The organism is Modicisalibacter coralii (assembly GCF_004117855.1).
Lineage (GTDB): Bacteria > Pseudomonadota > Gammaproteobacteria > Pseudomonadales > Halomonadaceae > Modicisalibacter > Modicisalibacter coralii.
Genome location: NZ_QWBW01000008.1, coordinates 205,873 through 223,731, shown reverse-complemented (window position 1 = coordinate 223,731; position 17,859 = coordinate 205,873). Strand labels below are relative to the sequence as shown.

At 67.7% G+C, this 17,859-nt stretch carries 14 protein-coding genes and 1 riboswitch; of the genes, 5 read left to right on the top strand and 9 right to left on the bottom strand.

Going from position 1 to position 17,859, the window contains the following annotated elements:
• The first annotated feature begins 10 nt into the window (after positions 1-10).
• The 3 genes from D0901_RS04505 (at position 11) to D0901_RS04495 (ending at position 3,297) form a co-directional block, all read left to right on the top strand.
• Complete coding sequence (locus D0901_RS04505) at positions 11-1,204, top strand: PQQ-dependent sugar dehydrogenase (protein WP_129139101.1); 1,194 nt, start codon at positions 11-13, stop codon at positions 1,202-1,204.
• 63 nt (positions 1,205-1,267) lie between these two features.
• A complete protein-coding gene (locus D0901_RS04500) occupies positions 1,268-2,797 on the top strand; it encodes an Ada metal-binding domain-containing protein (RefSeq protein ID WP_129139100.1) in 1,530 nt (509 codons plus the stop codon).
• Entirely contained in the window at positions 2,794-3,297 is a 504-nt protein-coding gene (locus D0901_RS04495) for a methylated-DNA--[protein]-cysteine S-methyltransferase (RefSeq protein WP_129139099.1), read from the top strand. Before D0901_RS04500 ends, D0901_RS04495 begins: the two co-directional genes overlap by 4 nt.
• 112 nt (positions 3,298-3,409) lie before the next feature.
• On the opposite strand, the gene D0901_RS04490 is transcribed toward D0901_RS04495, so the two are convergent.
• From D0901_RS04490 to D0901_RS04460, 7 genes are all read right to left on the bottom strand, one after another.
• A complete protein-coding gene (locus tag D0901_RS04490) occupies positions 3,410-4,423 on the bottom strand; it encodes an aromatic ring-hydroxylating oxygenase subunit alpha (protein WP_162500818.1) in 1,014 nt (337 codons plus the stop codon).
• Positions 4,423-5,586, bottom strand: coding sequence for an ATP-grasp domain-containing protein (locus tag D0901_RS04485; RefSeq protein WP_162500817.1), 1,164 nt, complete (start codon positions 5,584-5,586; stop codon positions 4,423-4,425). Before D0901_RS04485 ends, D0901_RS04490 begins: the two co-directional genes overlap by 1 nt.
• On the bottom strand, positions 5,579-6,760 hold the full coding sequence (locus D0901_RS04480) for a hypothetical protein (protein WP_129139096.1): 1,182 nt from the start codon (positions 6,758-6,760) through the stop codon (positions 5,579-5,581). Before D0901_RS04480 ends, D0901_RS04485 begins: the two co-directional genes overlap by 8 nt.
• Before the next feature lie 43 nt (positions 6,761-6,803).
• A complete protein-coding gene (locus D0901_RS04475) occupies positions 6,804-7,652 on the bottom strand; it encodes an MBL fold metallo-hydrolase (RefSeq protein ID WP_129139095.1) in 849 nt (282 codons plus the stop codon).
• Positions 7,649-8,659, bottom strand: coding sequence for an NAD-dependent epimerase/dehydratase family protein (locus D0901_RS04470; protein ID WP_129139094.1), 1,011 nt, complete (start codon positions 8,657-8,659; stop codon positions 7,649-7,651). Before D0901_RS04470 ends, D0901_RS04475 begins: the two co-directional genes overlap by 4 nt.
• The gene (locus D0901_RS04465; protein ID WP_129139093.1) at positions 8,656-9,651 is read right to left on the bottom strand and encodes a 3-oxoacyl-[acyl-carrier-protein] synthase III C-terminal domain-containing protein; all 996 of its coding nucleotides are present in this window, start codon (positions 9,649-9,651) and stop codon (positions 8,656-8,658) included. Before D0901_RS04465 ends, D0901_RS04470 begins: the two co-directional genes overlap by 4 nt.
• A gap of 390 nt (positions 9,652-10,041) precedes the next feature.
• The gene (locus tag D0901_RS04460; protein ID WP_129139092.1) at positions 10,042-10,959 is read right to left on the bottom strand and encodes a DMT family transporter; all 918 of its coding nucleotides are present in this window, start codon (positions 10,957-10,959) and stop codon (positions 10,042-10,044) included.
• A gap of 154 nt (positions 10,960-11,113) precedes the next feature.
• Positions 11,114-11,234: riboswitch (TPP riboswitch) on the top strand.
• A gap of 67 nt (positions 11,235-11,301) precedes the next feature.
• Here D0901_RS04460 and thiC point away from each other — a divergent pair.
• Positions 11,302-13,206 (top strand): phosphomethylpyrimidine synthase ThiC, encoded by a 1,905-nt coding sequence (gene thiC, locus D0901_RS04455; RefSeq protein WP_129139091.1) that lies wholly within the window; start codon positions 11,302-11,304, stop codon positions 13,204-13,206.
• A 94-nt stretch (positions 13,207-13,300) separates the two neighbouring features.
• On the opposite strand, the gene D0901_RS04450 is transcribed toward thiC, so the two are convergent.
• Entirely contained in the window at positions 13,301-15,490 is a 2,190-nt protein-coding gene (locus tag D0901_RS04450) for a heavy metal translocating P-type ATPase (protein WP_233440351.1), read from the bottom strand.
• A gap of 250 nt (positions 15,491-15,740) precedes the next feature.
• Between D0901_RS04450 and D0901_RS04445 the strand changes: the two genes are divergently transcribed.
• Positions 15,741-16,817 (top strand): L,D-transpeptidase family protein, encoded by a 1,077-nt coding sequence (locus tag D0901_RS04445; protein WP_129139090.1) that lies wholly within the window; start codon positions 15,741-15,743, stop codon positions 16,815-16,817.
• Positions 16,818-16,915: 98 nt separating this feature from the next.
• Here the strand turns inward: D0901_RS04445 and D0901_RS04440 are convergent, their stop codons facing one another.
• Positions 16,916-17,800 carry a DMT family transporter gene (locus tag D0901_RS04440; protein WP_129139089.1) on the bottom strand — a complete coding sequence of 295 codons (885 nt, stop codon included), beginning with the start codon at positions 17,798-17,800 and terminating at the stop codon, positions 16,916-16,918.
• Between the last annotated feature and the right edge of the window lie 59 nt (positions 17,801-17,859).

Below are 17,859 nucleotides of genomic sequence, written 5' to 3'. Positions count from 1 at the left end.
GGAGTCCGTCATGCTGGCACGGTTCGCTGCCGTTTCTCTCGCCATCCTTCTCGCCGCCCTGCTGGCCCCGGGGCTGGCATCCATCGCCTTCGCACAGGAAGCGACGCGCACCGAGGTCGCCGTGGCCGGCACGTCGCAACGGCTCGAGGCACCGGCCGGAGCGCACATCGCCAAGCTCGTCGCGCTCGAGAATCCCCGCCTGATCAGCCTGGGCCGCGACGGCGAGATGTTCATCGGCAGCAAGGCCGACACCGTCTATCGTCTGACGCCGCCCTACGACGAGGCGCAGGTGCTGGTGCGTCTCGACGACTACCCGCACAGTGCGGTGCGCCGCGACGACGCGCTCTACGTCGCCACCACCGACGCCCTGCTGCGCGCCGACTACCACACGGGCGCCACGCTCGACGCCGACGACTTCCACGAGGTGGCGGCGATCCCCGGCGGCGGCGGGCACAGCTCGCGCTCGCTGAGCCTGGGCCCGGACGGCCGGCTGCATGTCTCGCTGGGTATCCAGGGCAACTGCTCGAACCAGTACCTGGGCCGCGATTATCCCTTCACGGATCGCCGCGGCGGGGTGATGGTCCTCGACGAGAGCGGCGACACGCCCGTCTGGCGGCCCTACGTCAGCGGCCTGCGCAACCCGGTCGGGCTGGCCTGGCGCGACGACGGCACGCTCTATGTCAACAACAACGGCCCCGATCACTGGGGCTTCGAACGCCCCCGCGAGGTGCTGGAGCGCGCCGAGCCGGGGCGCTTCTTCGGCATGCCCTGGTTCCAGTGGGTCGACGGCAAGGCGACCCGCGACGACTGCATCGATGTCGCCCCGCCACAGCCGGCCAGCGCGGTCACGCCGCCGGTCGCCACCTTCCCGGCGCGCAGCGCGCCGATGGGGCTGGCCTTCCTGCCCGACGATCACCCGCTCGACGTCGACCTGATCAGCGTCCTCCACGGCAGTTGGGCCACCGCACCCAATGGCAGCGCCGCCGGCGATCCGGCGACGCGCCGAGAACCGGCCCTGATGGGCGTGCGCCTCGACGAAGAGGGCCGCAACGGCGAGGTGGTGGCGCTGGTCACCGGCTTCCAGGAGGCCGGCGGCCGGCGCTGGGCCCGCCCGGTGGGTGTGGCGGTGGGCGACGACGGCGCCGTCTACTTCACCACCGATGTCGGCGAGACCGGCCTCTATCGCTTGACCATCGACGACTGAGGGCCGCAGATCGCTGGCCGATTCCGACCAGTCGGGCCGGCCGGAACGCGCTATCGTAGCGCCATGGACACGCTCGCTTCCCCTTCGACCGGCGCCGATACGGCACACGACGTGCGTTACCGGGCCTATCGCGCCCGCGACGCCCGCTTCGACGGGCGCTTCGTGGTCGGCGTGCTGTCGACCGGCATCTACTGTCGGCCGATCTGTCCGGCGCGCACTCCGCGCCCGGCGCATTGCCGGTTCTTCGAGCACCCCGCCCAGGCCGAGCAGGCGGGCTTTCGCCCCTGTCTGCGTTGCCGCCCGGRGCGSGCCCCGGGCGGCGGACGCGCCCTTTCGCGGGACGATCTCAACGGCCGCCTGGTCGAGGCCGCGGCCCGCGCCATCGAACAGGGCGCACTCGATGACGCCGGGTTGAATGCGTTGGCCGCGCGGATCGGGCTGTCGCCACGCCACCTGCGCCGGCTGTTTCACCGCGCCTACGGCGTTTCGCCGCTCGACTACGCCCTGACCCAACGACTGCTGGCCGCCAAGCGCCTGCTCACCGATACCCCGCTGCCGGTCGCCGAGGTCGCCCTGGCCGCCGGCTTCGGCAGCCTGCGCCGCTTCAACGCGGTGTTCCGCGAGCGCTACGGCATGCCGCCGGGGCGTCTACGCCGCGAGACCGCCGGCGGGACGACCGTCGCCCCGTCGAGGACCTTGACGCTGGAACTCGGTTACCGCCCGCCGCTGGCCTGGGAGGCCCTGATCGCCTTCCTCGGCCGACGCGCCGTGCCGGGCGTGGAGCGCATCTTCACCACCCGTCGCGGGTCCGGCCATGCCCGAGTCGTGCGCCATCTCGACGGCACGCTCGGTTGGCTGGCGGTCACGCCGCTGGCCGAACGCAACGTCCTGCGTCTCGAGATCCCTGCCGATCAGGCGGCGCGCAGCATCGACTACCTGCGCCTGACCCGTCGACTGTTCGATCTCGACGCGCGCATCGACCGCATCGACACCCAGCTCGGCGCGCTGGCCGCCGCCACGCCGGGGCTGCGGGTTCCTGGCGGCGCCGAGGGTTTCGAGGTCGCGGTGCGGGCGATCGTCGGCCAGGTGATCTCGCTGGGCCACGCCCGGACGCTGCTGACCCGGCTCACGCAAACCTTCGGCGAGCCATTCGACGCCGATGGCGCGCCGACCGGGCTCGACCACGCCTTCCCCGCCGCCGGGCGCATCGCCGCGAGCGATCCGGCGGAACTCGCCTCGCTGGGACTGACCCGCGCCAAGGCGGGGGCCATTCATGCCCTGGCCCGCGCCATCGACGACGGACGACTGATGTTGAGCCCCGACGCGCCGCTCGACGAAACGCTCGCCACCCTGAAGTCGATTCCCGGGGTCGGCGCGTGGACCGCGCAGATCGTCGCCATGCGCGCGCTCGACTGGCCCGACGCCTGGCCGGGCAATGATCTCGTCCTGCGTCGCCGGCTCGCCTCCCACTGGCCGACCCTCGGCCCCGAGGCCGAGCCCTGGTCGCCCTGGCGGGCCTACGCCGCCATGCACCTGTGGCATCACGCCAGCCTCGACGAGGCTGCCCGTTCAACAGCGGAGGACCGTCCATGATCCGCCAAACCCGTATCGACTCACCGCTCGGCGAGATGCTCCTGCGCGCCGAGAACGACGCCCTTACCGGCATCTTCTTCGTCGGTCAGCGCCACTACCCTGCCGACGCCGATGGCACCGTCACCGGCGACGAGGCCCTGCTCAGCGAAGCCTTGTTCACCGAGACTCAAGTCCAGCTCGAGGCGTATTTCGCCGGGCGCCTCGAGCGCTTCTCGTTGCCGCTCGCGCCGTCGGGCAGCGACTTCCAGCAGCGCGTCTGGCAAGCCCTCTCCGCCATCCCCTACGGCGAACGCGCAACCTACGGCGACCTCGCCCGGCGGCTGGGCCTGGCGCCGGGCGCGGCCCGCGCGGTGGGCAGTGCCGTCGGACGCAATCCGCTGACCCTCGTGGTGCCCTGCCACCGGGTGGTGGGCAGCCAGGGCAATCTGACCGGCTACGCCGGTGGGCTGGCGCGCAAGCGCGCGCTGCTCGACCTCGAGGCCGGGCAGCGCGCCCTATAGCCATGCCCCTCACGCCATGCCCTCGCCACGGCGAGCTCCCGCCGTGGCAAGAACAGATCACCAGGAGACACCATTGAGCGAGGCGCGTCATCGAAGCGCAATGAAAGTCACGCTATAGCCTCACTTCGACGGCCGGATCGCTGCCGGGCTCGAGTGCCTCTCCCTTCCACAGACGATGCAAGCGGGTCTTGAGAATGTCACCGGGCCCCGAGATGAAGGCAGGACGACCAAAGTGCGTCATGACCTCGTGCTGGCGTTCGAGAGCACGCCGATCCTGCGAGACTACCGGCGCCAGGAACAGGCGTATGGCCGCCTGCTTGAGCCAGCCGGGCACGATGCCGCTGGGCGTCGAAAAGCGCGCGAAGGGCATGAAGCTCCCTTCGGTGACCGGCGTGAAGATGGCGGTGACGCACAGGGTGAGGCTGGACTCGCCTTCCCAGCGGGCCTGCACGGTGGTGGGCGGATAATAACGGGAAACACTGCGTGAACGACTGCGCTCCAGAAAGCGCGACATCATGCCCAGGTCGGGAGCAGTCTGTTCGATCGCCATTTCGATCCCGTCACCGTGGCTGGTCACGATCAAGGACACCGGCAATCGCTTGTCACGTCGACGAATGAACCCGTGATGAAGGTGGTTGGTATGAAAAGGGTCCATGACATTCTCGATCGCATCGAAGGCGCGACCGGTCCAGCAACCCTGCTGCCACCAGAAATGATCGAGTGCCGGATTGCCGAAGTCGGGGGGCAACGGTGGCTCGGCTGGCGCCGTATCGGAGAGCGTCACGAAGATACCGCCGTGGCGCTCGACCACACGCAACGCACTGGCCTTCAAACCGTCATCGGGCGTCGTATCGACGAGACAGCCGGGTACCTCGAGGCAGGTGCCGTCGCTGGCGAAACGCCAACCATGGTAGGGACACTCCAATCCCCCCTTGTGCACCCGGCCTTCGGAAAGCGGGTAATTACGATGCGGACAGCGATCGACCAAGGCACCGATCCCCTGCTTGCCACGGAACAGGGCAATGGGTACATCACAACACATCGTCTTGCGCACTTGATGCCGGGCAATATCTTTCGACAGGGCGACCAGGTGCCAGGCATCTCGCACCGACTGGGGGTAGTTCATCAGGGTAATTCCTCGCCATTCCACTCGAGATCGTGCGTTGTCGCGGCATTGGTCGAGATGCTTCGCTTGAAGCCTGCCAGGGTAAAGGCAGCGGCATCCACCAATGCGCCGAGAAAGGGCCGCCGATCCCCCGGACGGGAAATCGCATCGTGACCGGAGGCCAGGCAGCGCCACCATTGGCGCGCCTTGGCATCACGCAGCGCACGAGGCAGACCCAGCAAGAGCATCGCCGGCCCGAGATAGCAAGCCGCCGACGGCGGAGCTCCGGGGGCAGGAACGCCATCCGCCATCGCTGGTGCCAGGTGCCCCGCACCAACGAGCAGATGCACGCCGCTGGTGGCGCGGGGGTTGCACTCGAGCAGGAAGGGAGAACCCGCGGTATCGAACATCACGTCGCAGGCGAACTGACCATGGATTTCTGCGGAGCGCGCCAGACGCGCGGCAATATCGCGCAGCCTTCGTTCACGCTGACTGGTCAGGGGGTCGAAGGCGTAGCTGGCACCGCCCTGCAGGCGCCACTCGGAACCGTAGGCGGCAAAGGCAACGAGCTCGCCGCGATGTGCGACGGCATAAAAGCAGGTCTCTTCACCGATGATCCGTTGCTGAGCCATCCAGGGCGCATCGGGTCCGGGGGTAATCGCGATCAACTCTTCCGGGCCGGGGGCGACACGGGTACTGTCACCGAAACGACCGAACCGCGGTTTGAACACCCAGTCGCGGCTGGTAGCCGCGAACCCCGCCAGCTCCCGGGCGGAGTCGATCGGGCGAGACACCGGCACCGGCAACCCGAACGCGGCACAGTGGCGGGCGAAGGCCAACTTGTCGTGAAGCCGACGCAGCGTCGAAAGCGGCGAAGCAAACAGACGCGCTTCCAGAAGACCCTGAACGGCCGGCGCGGCAAGATGGAAAACCTCTTCACAGGTCGGCACGACCAGATCGATGCCCAAGGTCTCGACGAGCTCGACGATGCGCTCGCGGAATGCCGCGCTCTGATACCTGGGCGCCGGATAACGATGAACACGTGCGGGGGCCCTCGACCAGCTCGCCATCCGCGCCGGTACACAGTCGGCCAGATGCGCTTCCCATCCGGCGGCGGCGAAGTCGCGAGCGAGATCGAGCGCCGCGGCGGCCCGGGCACCGGTAATCAGGACACGCCTAGACATTGCCATCTTTCACCTTGCGGCGCTTGGGACCGCGCCACGCGGTCAGATCCTGCATCACCACGACCGGCACCGTTCCTCCAAGCTCGCGGGTCAGCGATCGCGCGGCAAGCGTGGCGATATCGGCCGGACAGCAAGGTGACAGACGAAGTACGACGCGATCGGGTTCCGCCACCGCCTGCCAGTTCGTGTCGCCTCCCAGCACAGCTTCGATCGCCGCGACCACGCGTGGGGGCGTGAGCACACGGCCCGCGTAGTACCAGATATCCGTCACGCGGCCTTGCGGCGGATGAATGACGCGTCCCGCGAAACCGCATGGGCAAGGTCGTGCATCGATCTCGAGGTAGTCGTCGCCGCGGACACGGACGATAGGCTGGCTGACCCGGCGCAGGTCGGTGATGATCGGCCGGTAGCCCGGCGTCCCCGGTACCGGCTCGAGTTCAATGATCATGACATGATCGTTCAGATGCAGGCGCCCTTCGGCGCACTCGGCGGCAATGAACCCTTCGGTCGCCTGATAGATGCCACGCGGTCTCAAGCCCAACCTGTCGTCGACGAAGCTGCGTTCGGCCTCGCTGACCGGCTCGCTGCCACAGAACAGATGCCGCAAGGAAGGAAAGCGCGCTCCGGCCCGAGCAAAAGCGGCGAGACGATGCGGCGGTGCGATCAGGATCGTCGGATCGAATTGTCTGAGTCGTTTCAGGGACGCCTCGGTCGATTCGTCGAGCGGCACATGCGCAAAGGCGAAGCGGCGACGTCCAACGTCGCTGTAGAGCGAATTGCTGGCCCGCAGGTGCAGGGCCAGCCGTTGACGCCGTAGCAGGTCGGGCGCCGGCAGTAGCCGGGCAAGAATCTGCCCGAGATAGTCGGCACGCTCCGAGGGGCGCGACAGAAACAGGCCACGGGCGCCGCCCCCCGATCCGGTCGACCAGCCCGCCGACAATTCACCGGACGCCATCCCCTCTTCGGCATCTTGCGCCAGGGCACGCAATGTCGCATCGCTCATGCCCAGGCTGTTCCAGGCACCGTAGTCGCGGCGCAAGCTCGCGGTATCCGTGATCGGAAAGCCGGCCAGATCGCTTCCCGAATGGAAGGATAACGCAGGCGTACGCGCCAGCACCGGCTGCAGGTCACGCCACAAAGCCGCTCGCCTCGCCGCCAGTTGGTCGGGCGACATGCGCAGTGCCCGCCGCGTTCTCAGCCAGGACAGGAAGACTCGATCAATCCGCATGACTCTCGCGAAACCTCGATGCGCTATCGGCACAGTGGGAGGGCAATATGGTCAATTCACGATTGCCCCTGTCGGCCGCGATCAGCGCCTGTAGCGTGGCGCGATAACGCCGTGTGTTGCCCAGCAGCGCAGTGGTGACGAACGGCGGCGGCCGCCCCTCGCGTATGGACTTGCCCAGCCACACGGCATCGCCCGCGAGCAGCACTTGGCGGTCCCGAGTGGTACGCAAGGCAAGCCCCCAATGACCGATACAATGCCCCGGCAATTCCACGGCGAACAGGCTCCCATCGCCCAGAATGTCGTGCCCCGTGGTGAATGGCGCGAACCCACCGGGCAAGCGCCTGACCGGTGAATCTTCGAAAAAGCGGGCGTTGGCATCGACCGCACGAGGCACCAGGGCCGGTAGCAGGCCCCGCCGGACCCCGGCGAAACGACCGGTTCGGCGCAGCGCATCAAGCCCGGCACGTGCGCAATAGACCGGGCGCCAGGCAAGATGCCCGATTCCGGCAACGTGATCGCCGTGAAAGTGCGAAACGATGGTTCCCGCGATCCGGTCCTCGTCGATGCCATGCTCGTCGAGCCAGGTCTTCCATTGCTGTCCTGCACCGATATCGACGGGGGTCGCCCAGCGGTAGAGCCGTTCGGGAAACGGTGTGGTGGCTTCGATGAAGGCGCTGTCATAGCCCGTATCGAACAGAAACAGGCCCCGCTCGGGATGCTCGATCACGCCGACGAGGGCGGGAAAGTCGACCGGGCACAGACTCCCCTTCGAGATCGTGGCACGCTCCGGATGACGACACGAACCGCGTTCGAGCCAGCGAAAACCGACGCGAATCAAGGCGCCCCCCGGGGGGAAGCGATCTGCCGCGCTTCGGCCAGCAGCGTGTCGAGGGCAGCGTATCGAGGCCGGTATCCCAGCAGCCGTCGGGCAGGCTCGAGGTCGAAGGTCTGCGAGTAGGCCAGGGTCGCCAGCTTGTAACGCGTCAGTGCCGGCTCACGCCGGGACCGGCTCAACCAGGCAAGCGCTTCCAGTGAGACGGCGATACCCTGGGCGACACGCAGTGGCAGCGGAACGAGACGTGGTGACACGTTCAACGCGGCGGTGAGCCATCGGGCAATGTCTGCCACGGCGAGGGGCACGCCTCCCGATACATTGATCGCCTTGCCGGCCAGCCCGGGCGCGCGCGCTTCCGCTTCACAGATGGACCAGGCCGCATCACGCAGGTCGGTCAATTCGATCAGTGCCCGACCCCCGCGGGGAAGCGGCATCCGCCGGCGGCCGGCAAGTTCGGCCAGACTCGGCAGAATCACGCGGTCGCCGGGGCCGACCAGCGCGCGTGGCCGAATTGCGCAGCAGGCCATGGCATCCTCGCGAGGAGACAGCACCCGGCGTTCCGCGATGGCCTTGGTACGCGCGTAATGATTGAGAGGTCGGGAGGCAGGCGAGTCATGCTCGCCGATCGAGAGCCGATCGCCAAAGGTCGCGAAAATGGACGGAGACGAGACGAACACGAAACGGGCCACGCCCGAGCCGGCAGCCGCTTCGAGCAGACGTTCGGTCACGAGGACGTTGTTGGTCTCGAAGGCCCGACGTGGCCCCCAGCTCGCCGACAGGGCCGCCGCATGAATCACGCTATCGACGCCTTCGCTCAACTCGGCGAGGTCGACATCCGCACCCGCAAGATCGGCCACGACGAATTCTGCCCCCAAGGCTCTCAGTGCCTCTCCCGCCGACTCCGACCGGCCCACGGCGCGCACCTCGTGCCCACGTCTCAGCGCTTCACGCACCAAGGCCTTGCCCAGACCGCCGGTGGCCCCGGTAATGAGTATGCGCCGACGGCTCATAACCGGATGACCATCGCGCTGGCACTGACGCCAGCGGCAGTGCCGAGCAGCAGTATCGGATCGCCCGGCCCGGCGAGCCCTTGGGTGAGCACGTGAGCAAGCACGCTGGGTATCGAGGCGGCTATCTGGTTGCCGGTCTCTGGAAAGATCGTGATTACACGCTCTCCCCGAGGCTCGAAAAGTCGTCTGACATGCTCGACACCCGGAGCGCTGGCCTGATGACACACCACACAGGCGAGAGCATCACGATCGATTCCCGCCTGCGTGAGTGCCCGCTCAATGACGCCGGGCAGCAACTTGGCAGCGGCCTTGAAAATGCCGAAGGCATCCATCTCGAAATAGGAGCCGGCAATCAGCGCCTCGTAGCCTTCTTCGACACGCAATCGCGTTCCTCCGGCACGAAGCCGCGCGAGTTCCTGATGAGCGCCATGCGTGACCGTCGCACTCGACAGCATGCCGCACGGTTCGCCCGGCGCGGCCTCGATCGCCAGCGCTGCTGCCCCATCGCCAAAGATGGAGCTCGTCTTGCGGACATCAGGGTCGAGCCCGGCCGACGCGATATCACTCGCAAAAAGCAGTGCGCGATTCCAACGCCCACATGCCATTCCCATGGCAGCAATATCGAATGCCGCCATGAATGACAGACAGGTCTGATTGACATCGAAACTGGGAACACCCGAGTGACCGAGACCAAGACGGTTCTGCACCAGTACCGCCGTCGAGGGGATCGGCTGTTCCATCACCCCGCATGCACCGATGATCACGTCTGGTCGATCATCCCCCCAGCCCGCGCCATCCAACGCCGCCCGTGCCGCCTCGGCGGCCATCATCGACGTCGTTTCCTCCTCGCCCGCCACATGCCGCGCGGCAATGCCAAACTGGCGTTCTGTCGAACCGGGGTCGAGACCGTAACGCGCGTCAAGCTGGCGCGATGACATCACACAACGAGGTCGATAAGCGCCCCACCCGACAATCGAGAAATTACTGATCAATTATCCATTCTCGTCACCAATTGAAGCATCGAAGCATATTACAAAGTACCGTCAAGTTAAACGAACGTTCAGAACTTCACGGATTCCATAAAGCATGGCTATTATTTGGCTTCTTGAAGCGCGATAACTACACCGGGCCCTTGTCACAAGAACCGATAGAGCAATGAACCGTTAAACCTTAATCAAACGGTCAGCGGTTCACGAAGTTCGAAACCACATCACATACCTTGTGTTTTTATATTATTATCGACCTGCCCACGGCCGGCCCCTCTCTCGTCTCATGGCATGACTCCACAATACACGCCACACGACGAGCGCCGGCACTCGAGACCGGCCGAGCCGCACGCACAACGCGGCCTGCGCCGTCGCTTCGCTCCCGTCGTCTTTGTCTCATTGTTTCTGCCCTGCCCCGAGGTCACGCCGCGGCGCCCGCTTGAAGAGGATCAGCCACAGCGCCAGGGCGATCAGCGCGCCGCCGATGCCGTGCGCCGGCGTCACCCGCTCGTCGAGGAACAGCGCGCCCCACAGCACGCCGAACGCCGGTACCAGCATGGTCACGGTCAGGGGTTTGACCGGCCCCAGGTCCTGCAGCAGGCGAAAGTAGAGCAGGTAGGCCAGCGCCGTGCAGGCCAGCCCCAGTACCAGCATTGCCGCCCAGATGTCGGGCTGCGCCCAGGCCCCAAGCGACGGCCGGGTCGCGGTCTCGACCAGCATCAGGGGCGCCAGCGCCAGGCTGGCGCCGAGCTGGGAGCCCAGCGCCAGCAGACGCGAATCCAGCCCGCCGCGCTCGGCGATGTAGCGCCTGACCAGAAAGCCCGAGAGGCCGTAACAGCTGGCTGCCACCAGGCAGGCCAGCGCGCCGCCCAGCAGTTGCCAGCTCACCGGCACCGGGCCGGCCTGGACCAGCACGCCGACACCCACCACGCCCAGGGACACACCGAGCAGCCGCTCGCGGGTCATCGCTTCGGCGAAGAAGGCCGCGCCGAGCAGCACGCCCATCAACGGCGTGGTGGCGTTGAACATCGCCGAATAGCCGGCCGGCAGCACCTGGGCGGCGAGACAGAACATCGCGAAAGGAATACCGGAATTGATCACGCCGATCAGCAGCGCGGCCCTTGCCCGGCCCTGAAAGCGCCACGGCACGCGCCAAAGGGCAAGGATCGCCAGCAACCCCAGCGCACCGAGAAACACCCGCAGAAAGGCGGTGGAAAACGCGCCCAGTGCTGGGGCGGCGATGCGCATGAACAGAAAGCTCGCGCCCCACAGGGCGGAAAGCAGCAACAGGCGTAGCGAGGCATCCAGCGGCATGGCGGGCTCCCGGCATGATGATCGGATCGACGCCCATCGTACCGCAACGCCAGATCGCGACCGGCCACTTTCGGCCGGCGAAGCCCGCCCCCGGCCGCTTGACCCCTTCACGACCCTGGCCCAGACTGCTCTCTGCCTGCGCGCCTTGCGCGCGCGACGCTTGACGGGGTGCCGGTGGAACCGGCTGAGATCACCCTATGCCCACGGGCATCACGGTGGATCCCGATGAACCTGATCCGGCTAGTACCGGCGTAGGGATCAAGCGAAGGATCCGCCTGCCCGTCCCCTCCAGGCCCCTTCCCGCCTACGCTGTGCGCCGCCCAGACCGTGTGGAGCACAACCATGACCCGAACGACCCTGACCGACAACGCCCTGGCCGAAACCGCGCGTGTCGATGCCGCCGCCGTGGCCCCACTGCCCGGTTCACGCAAGGTTTTCGTGGAGGGCTCGCGGCCCGATATCCGTGTCCCCTTCCGCGAGATCACGCTGTCCCCGACCCAGACATCCGGCGAGGCCCCGGATGAGCAGAATCCGCCGCTGCTGGTCTACGATACCTCCGGCCCCTACACCGACCCGGATGCCGCCATCGACCTGCGCCGCGGCCTGCCCGAGCTGCGCCGCGCCTGGATCGAGGCCCGCGACGATACCGAGTTCCTCGACGGCCCGACCTCCGAGTACGGCCGCCGCCGCGCCAACGACCCGCGGCTCGCCCCGCTGCGTTTCGAGCTGACCCGCGCGCCAAGGCGGGCTAAGGAAGGCCGCAACGTCACCCAGTTGCACTACGCCCGCCAGGGCATCGTCACGCCCGAGATGGAGTTCATCGCCATTCGCGAGAACCAGCGTCGTCAGGTGCTGGGCAGCGAGGAGGTCGAGCGGATTCTCGGCCACCAGCACCCGGGGCAGGGCTTCGGCGCCCGCCTGCCGGAAGAGATCACCCCCGAGTTCGTGCGCGACGAGGTGGCCGCCGGCCGGGCGATCATCCCCTGCAACATCAATCACCCGGAATCCGAGCCGATGATCATCGGCCGCAACTTCCTGGTGAAGATCAACGGCAACCTGGGCAACTCGGCGGTGACCTCCTCCATCGAGGACGAGGTCGACAAGATGACCTGGGGCATCCGCTGGGGCGCCGACACCATCATGGATCTCTCCACCGGGCAGAACATCCACGAAACCCGCGAGTGGATCGTGCGCAACTCGCCGGTGCCAATCGGCACCGTGCCGATCTACCAGGCCCTGGAAAAGGTCGGCGGCGTGGCCGAGAACCTGACCTGGGAGATCTTCCGCGACACCCTGATCGAGCAGGCCGAACAGGGCGTGGACTACTTCACCATCCACGCCGGCGTGCTGCTGCGCTACGTGCCGCTCACGGCCAGGCGCACCACCGGTATCGTGTCGCGGGGCGGCTCGATCATGGCCAAGTGGTGTCTCTACCACCACCAGGAGAGCTTTCTCTATACCCATTTCGAGGAGATCTGCGAGATCTGCCAGCGTTACGACGTGGCCTTCTCGCTGGGCGACGGCCTGCGCCCCGGCTCGGTGGCCGACGCCAACGACGCCGCCCAGTTCGCCGAACTCGAGACCCTGGGCGAGCTGACCCGCATCGCCTGGCGCCACGACGTGCAGGTGATGATCGAGGGCCCCGGCCACGTGCCCATGCACCTGATCAAGGAGAACATGGACAAGCAGCTCGAAGCCTGCGACGAGGCGCCCTTCTACACCCTGGGGCCGCTGACCACCGACATCGCCCCCGGCTACGATCACATCACCTCGGGCATCGGCGCGGCGATGATCGGCTGGTACGGCTGCGCCATGCTCTGCTACGTCACGCCCAAGGAGCATCTGGGCCTGCCCAACAAGGACGACGTCAAGACCGGCATCATCACCTACAAGATCGCCGCCCACGCCGCCGACCTGGCCAAGGGCCACCCGGCCGCCCAGCGTCGCGACAACGCGCTGTCCAAGGCGCGCTTCGAGTTCCGCTGGGAGGATCAGTTCAACCTAGGGCTGGACCCCGACACCGCCCGCGAGTACCACGACGAGACCCTGCCCAAGGACTCCGCCAAGGTGGCCCACTTCTGCTCGATGTGCGGGCCCAAGTTCTGCTCGATGAAGATCAGCCAGGAAGTCCGAGACTACGCCAGGGACAAGGGCCTGGAGGGCGATCGCGAGGCGATCGAGCGCGGCATGGCCGAACAGGCCGAGAAGTTCCGCAACCAGGGCGCCGAGCTGTACAGGGAGGTCTGAGCCCCTTCTTCCCCCGGATGAACAGCGCCGCACCGGCATGAACCGATGCGGCGCTTGCTGTCCAGTTTTCCACACACGCTTGACAAGCGCCGGTTCAGGCCCTGGCCGGCGCACCACTCGCCAGTGCTTCCCCTTGCGCCGGTGACTGCGACGCCTCTGCGCCGGAGCGGGCCCGCAACAGCCGCAACGCATTGAGCGTGACCAGCACGGTCGCCCCGGTGTCGGCGAGGATCGCCAGCCACAGCCCGGTGATCCCCAGCACGGTGGTGATCAGGAAGACTCCCTTGAGGCCCAGGGCGATGACGATGTTCTGGCGGATGTTGGCCATGGTCTCGCGGGCCAGGCCGATCATCGCCGCGACGTCGCTCACCCGGTTGCGCAGCAGGGCGCCGTCGGCGGTCTCCAGCGCCACGTCGGTGCCCGAGCCCATCGCCACGCCGACGTGCGAGGCGGCCAGCGCCGGGGCGTCATTGATGCCGTCGCCGACCATCATCACCCGCTCGCGGGCGACGAGCTCGCGGATCATCGTTACCTTGTCGTCGGGCAGCAGCCCGGCGCGATGCTCGAGCCCGATCGCCCCGGCGATCGACGCCGCGGTCCGCGGGTTGTCGCCGGTGAGCATCAGCGCGCGCACCCCCATGGCCTCCAGCGCACGCACCCCTTCGATGGCGTCCTGTCGGGGCTCGTCGCGCAGCGCGATCAGGCCTATCGCTGTATCGCCGTCGACCACCACCACGACCGTTTTGCCGGCCGCCTCGAGGGCGGCGATGCGCGATCTCAGCGGCTCGGGCAACACGCCCTGCTCCGCGGCGTAACGCGGCGAGACGACGCAGACACGGCACGAATCGATACGCCCCTCGACGCCGTGACCGGCGATAGCCTTCGACTCGCTCACCCGGGTCAGCGACAGCCCCCGCGTCCGGGCATGCTGGAGGATCGCCTCGGCCAGCGGGTGGCTGGAGCCCTGCTCGAGGCTCGCGGCCAGCGTGGCGACGGCATCGGCGTCGCCCGCTGCGTCGACCGCGACGACGTCGGTGACCACCGGCTGCCCGGCGGTCAGGGTGCCGGTCTTGTCGAAGGCCACCACGCTGGCCCGTGCGGTCGCCTCGATCACCGCCCCGCCCTTGAGCAGCAAGCCGCGGCGCGTGCCCACCGACAGCGCCGAGGCGATCGACGCCGGCACCGAGATCACCAGCGCGCAGGGACAGCCGATCAGCAGCAGTGCCAGGGCGCGATAGACCCATTCGCTCCAGCCACCGCCCACGGCCAGCGGCGGAACCACGGCGACCAGCACCGCGATGCCCACCACCACCGGCATGTAGATACGGCTGAAGCGGTCGATGAACCGCTCGGTGGGCGCGCGGGCCTCCTGGGCTTCCTCGACCAGACGGATGATCCGGGCGATGGTGTTGTCCTCGGGCGGCCGGGTCACGCGAATGCGCAGCACGGCGTCGTGGTTGATCGATCCGGCATGGACGGCATCGTCGACGTCCTTGGACCGGGGCACCGATTCCCCGGTCACCGGCGACTCGTCGATCGCCGAGCGTCCCTCGAGGATCGCGCCGTCGGCGGGGATCCGATCGCCGGGGCGTACCACCACGACCTGGCCGACCTTGAGATGGGCCGCATCGACGGTGCGGGTCTCGCCGGGCGCGGTTTCGAGCCGGGCGCTGCGCGGCACCAGATCGGCCAGCGAGCGAATCCCGGCCCGTGCCCGATCGGCGGCCACCCCTTCGAGAATCTCGCCGACCGAGAACAGCAAGATCACCAGCGCCGCCTCCCCGGCGGCACCGATGATCAGCGCCCCGCCCGCGGCGATGGTCATCAGCATCTCGATGGTGAACGGCATGCCGGCCCGGGCGGAGGTCAGCGCGCGCCGGGCGATCGGCACCAGCCCCACCAGACAGGCGGCGAAGAAGCCCCAATAGGCCAGCGTCTCGTCGGTGAACAATCGCAACAGCGTCGCAGCGGCCAGCGCCCCGCCGCTGGCCAGCGCCAGCCTGCCCTTGCCGGTGGCGTACCAGCGCGAGCGGGTCTCTTCTTCCGCCGCCGGATCCGGCGGCGTCTCGCTGCTTGGCGTTGCCTGGTAACCCAACTGGCGCACCGTCGCCGTGACCCTCTCGGGCGAGATCCGCGACCCGTCCAATGACAGGGACAGCGTCTCGTTGATCACCGAGACGCGAATGTCCTCGACGCCGGGCAACCTCTCCAGCGCGCCACGAATCTTGCCGGCGCAGCTCGGACAATCCATGCCGTCGACATGCCATTCGTGATGGTCTGCCATGACCGGTTCGGTTTCCGCCATTGGTTAACACCCTCGTGTCGCTGACCGCCTGATGATCGACGAGGATATTGTCTGTAGTGGCTACAGACTCAATGCCCGGTGGATTGGCCATGGACCCGACCGGCGCCTTGGTTTAGCGTACGCTCTCTGGATGGCCGACCCGAGAAGGATCGAGGACACACGGATGCGAGCAAGACTGCGACGATTACTGACGAGCCTGATACTCGGCGTGGTATGGCCGGGACTGGCCATGGCCCAGACCCCGCCCCCGCAAGGCGCGGAAGGCAACCCGCCTGCCGAGCAGGCCCCGACAGCGGCGAAACCCGCCAACGCCTCGGTGGGCCGCTATCCGCTGCCCGAATCGGGCGACATCGTCGGCCGGGTGCAGACCGTCGAGGCCAAGGCCGAAGACACCCTGATCGATATCGGCCAGCGCTACGGGATCGGCTACGAGGCCATGCGCCTGGCCAACCCCGACGTCAATGTCTGGGTCCCCGGCGAAGGCACCCAGGTGGTGGTACCGACCCGCTTCATCCTGCCCCCGGGGCCCCGCGAAGGGATCGTGATCAATCTCGCCGAGATGCGGCTTTACTACTACCCGCCGGCCCGCAACGGCGAGTCGCCCCGGGTCGAGACCTACCCCATCGGCATCGGCCGGGCCGGCTGGCAGACCCCGCTGGGCACGACCCGGATCGAGACCAAGATCAAGGACCCCGCCTGGTATCCGCCGAAGAGCATCGCCCGGGAGCACGCCGAGGACGGCAGGCCGCTGCCCAGCGTGGTCCCGGCCGGGCCCGACAATCCGCTGGGCGAGTACGCCATGATCCTGGGGCTGCCGGGCTACATGATCCATGGCACCAACCGGCCGCAGGGGGTGGGCATGCGGGTCTCCCACGGTTGCATCCGCATGTTGCCGCGGGACATCGAAAACCTCGTCCACCGGATTCCCGACGGCACCCCGGTGCGCATCATCGACCAGCCCTTCAAGCTCGGCTGGGACGGTGCCGGCACGCTCTTCGCCCAGGCCTATCCGGTCGAGCACGGCGGCGACTCCCGCGTCGGCACGCCGCCCCGTGAGGACGTCCTGGCCGCCGTCGACCAGGCCCTGAAGGACCACCGTTTCCTGGTCGATTTCACCCGTCTGGAGGCCTTGCGCAGCGATCCCACCGGCGTGCCGGGATCGCTGCTGCTGGCCGGCCGGCCCTTCCCGCTGCCCGAGCCGCCGCAGACCTTCTTCACTCGTGCCCGGCTCGTGGCGTCGCTGTACAGTCAGGTGGCGGGCGACACGGCGAAGGCCGAGAAGGCGACCGACACGCCCACGCCCTGACCCCCGGGAGAGCGACGCATGGCGCACACGGCACGCGTCGCTCTGCCCGGCGTTCTTGCACGCTTTGCTGCCTGGATTCGCGTCATGAGTCCCGTCCGTCAGGCACGTGCGCGGGTCGTCAGCAGCACCCCGCCGATCACCACCAGGCTGCCGACCAGTTGCACCGCCTGGATGCGCTCGCCCAGCAGCCACCAGGCGCCGAGCATGGTGAATACCGGCAGCAGGTTGAGAAAGACCGCCGAGCGGGTCGGCCCCACCTCGCCGATGGCATGGCTATACAGCAGCAACGCCACCACCGACGGGAAGATCCCCAGATAGGCCAGCCCCAGCCACTGCGACGGGGAAATCGTCAGCGGCGCGGGACGCAGCAGGTTCTCGATCAGCGCCAGGGGGCCCATCACCAGATTGGCGATCACCAGCATGACCAGCAGCCCGCCATAACGCGGGAACTTGGCCATGTGCGACTTGACCAGCAGCGAATAGCCCACCCAGACCAGTACCGCCAGCAGCATCACCGCATCGCCGCGATTGACGCCGTCCAGCGAGAAGCCCGCCGCCCCGCCACAGGTGATCACAGCCACGGCGCCGGCCAGGGAGAGCGCCACGCCCAGCCACTGAACGCCGCGGAAACGCTCGCCGAACAGCAGGAAACTGAACAGCAAAGTCACCACCGGAATGGTGCTCTCGAGGATCGCCACGTTGGTCGGGGAGGTATGCCCCAGGGCGAGGTAGATCAGCGCATTGAAGAATGCCACACCGCTCAGCGCCAGCCCCGTCAGCGGCTTCCAGTGGCGACGGAACGCAGGCCAGGCGCGCCGCGCCTGATACCAGCCCAGCGGCAGCATCACCAGCAGCGCGATCGCCACGCGGCCGAACGAGATGGTGAGCGGCGGCAAGCTGCTCAGCGCCTTCCCCACCAGGATGTTGCCGGTGAAGATGACCACCACGAGGAGCAACAGCAGATAGGCGCGCAAGTGAGGCATCGTCGCATCGTCGGGTCGAAGGGAAAGGCAAGGGTCGGAACAGGCCCTTGCCGGGGAAG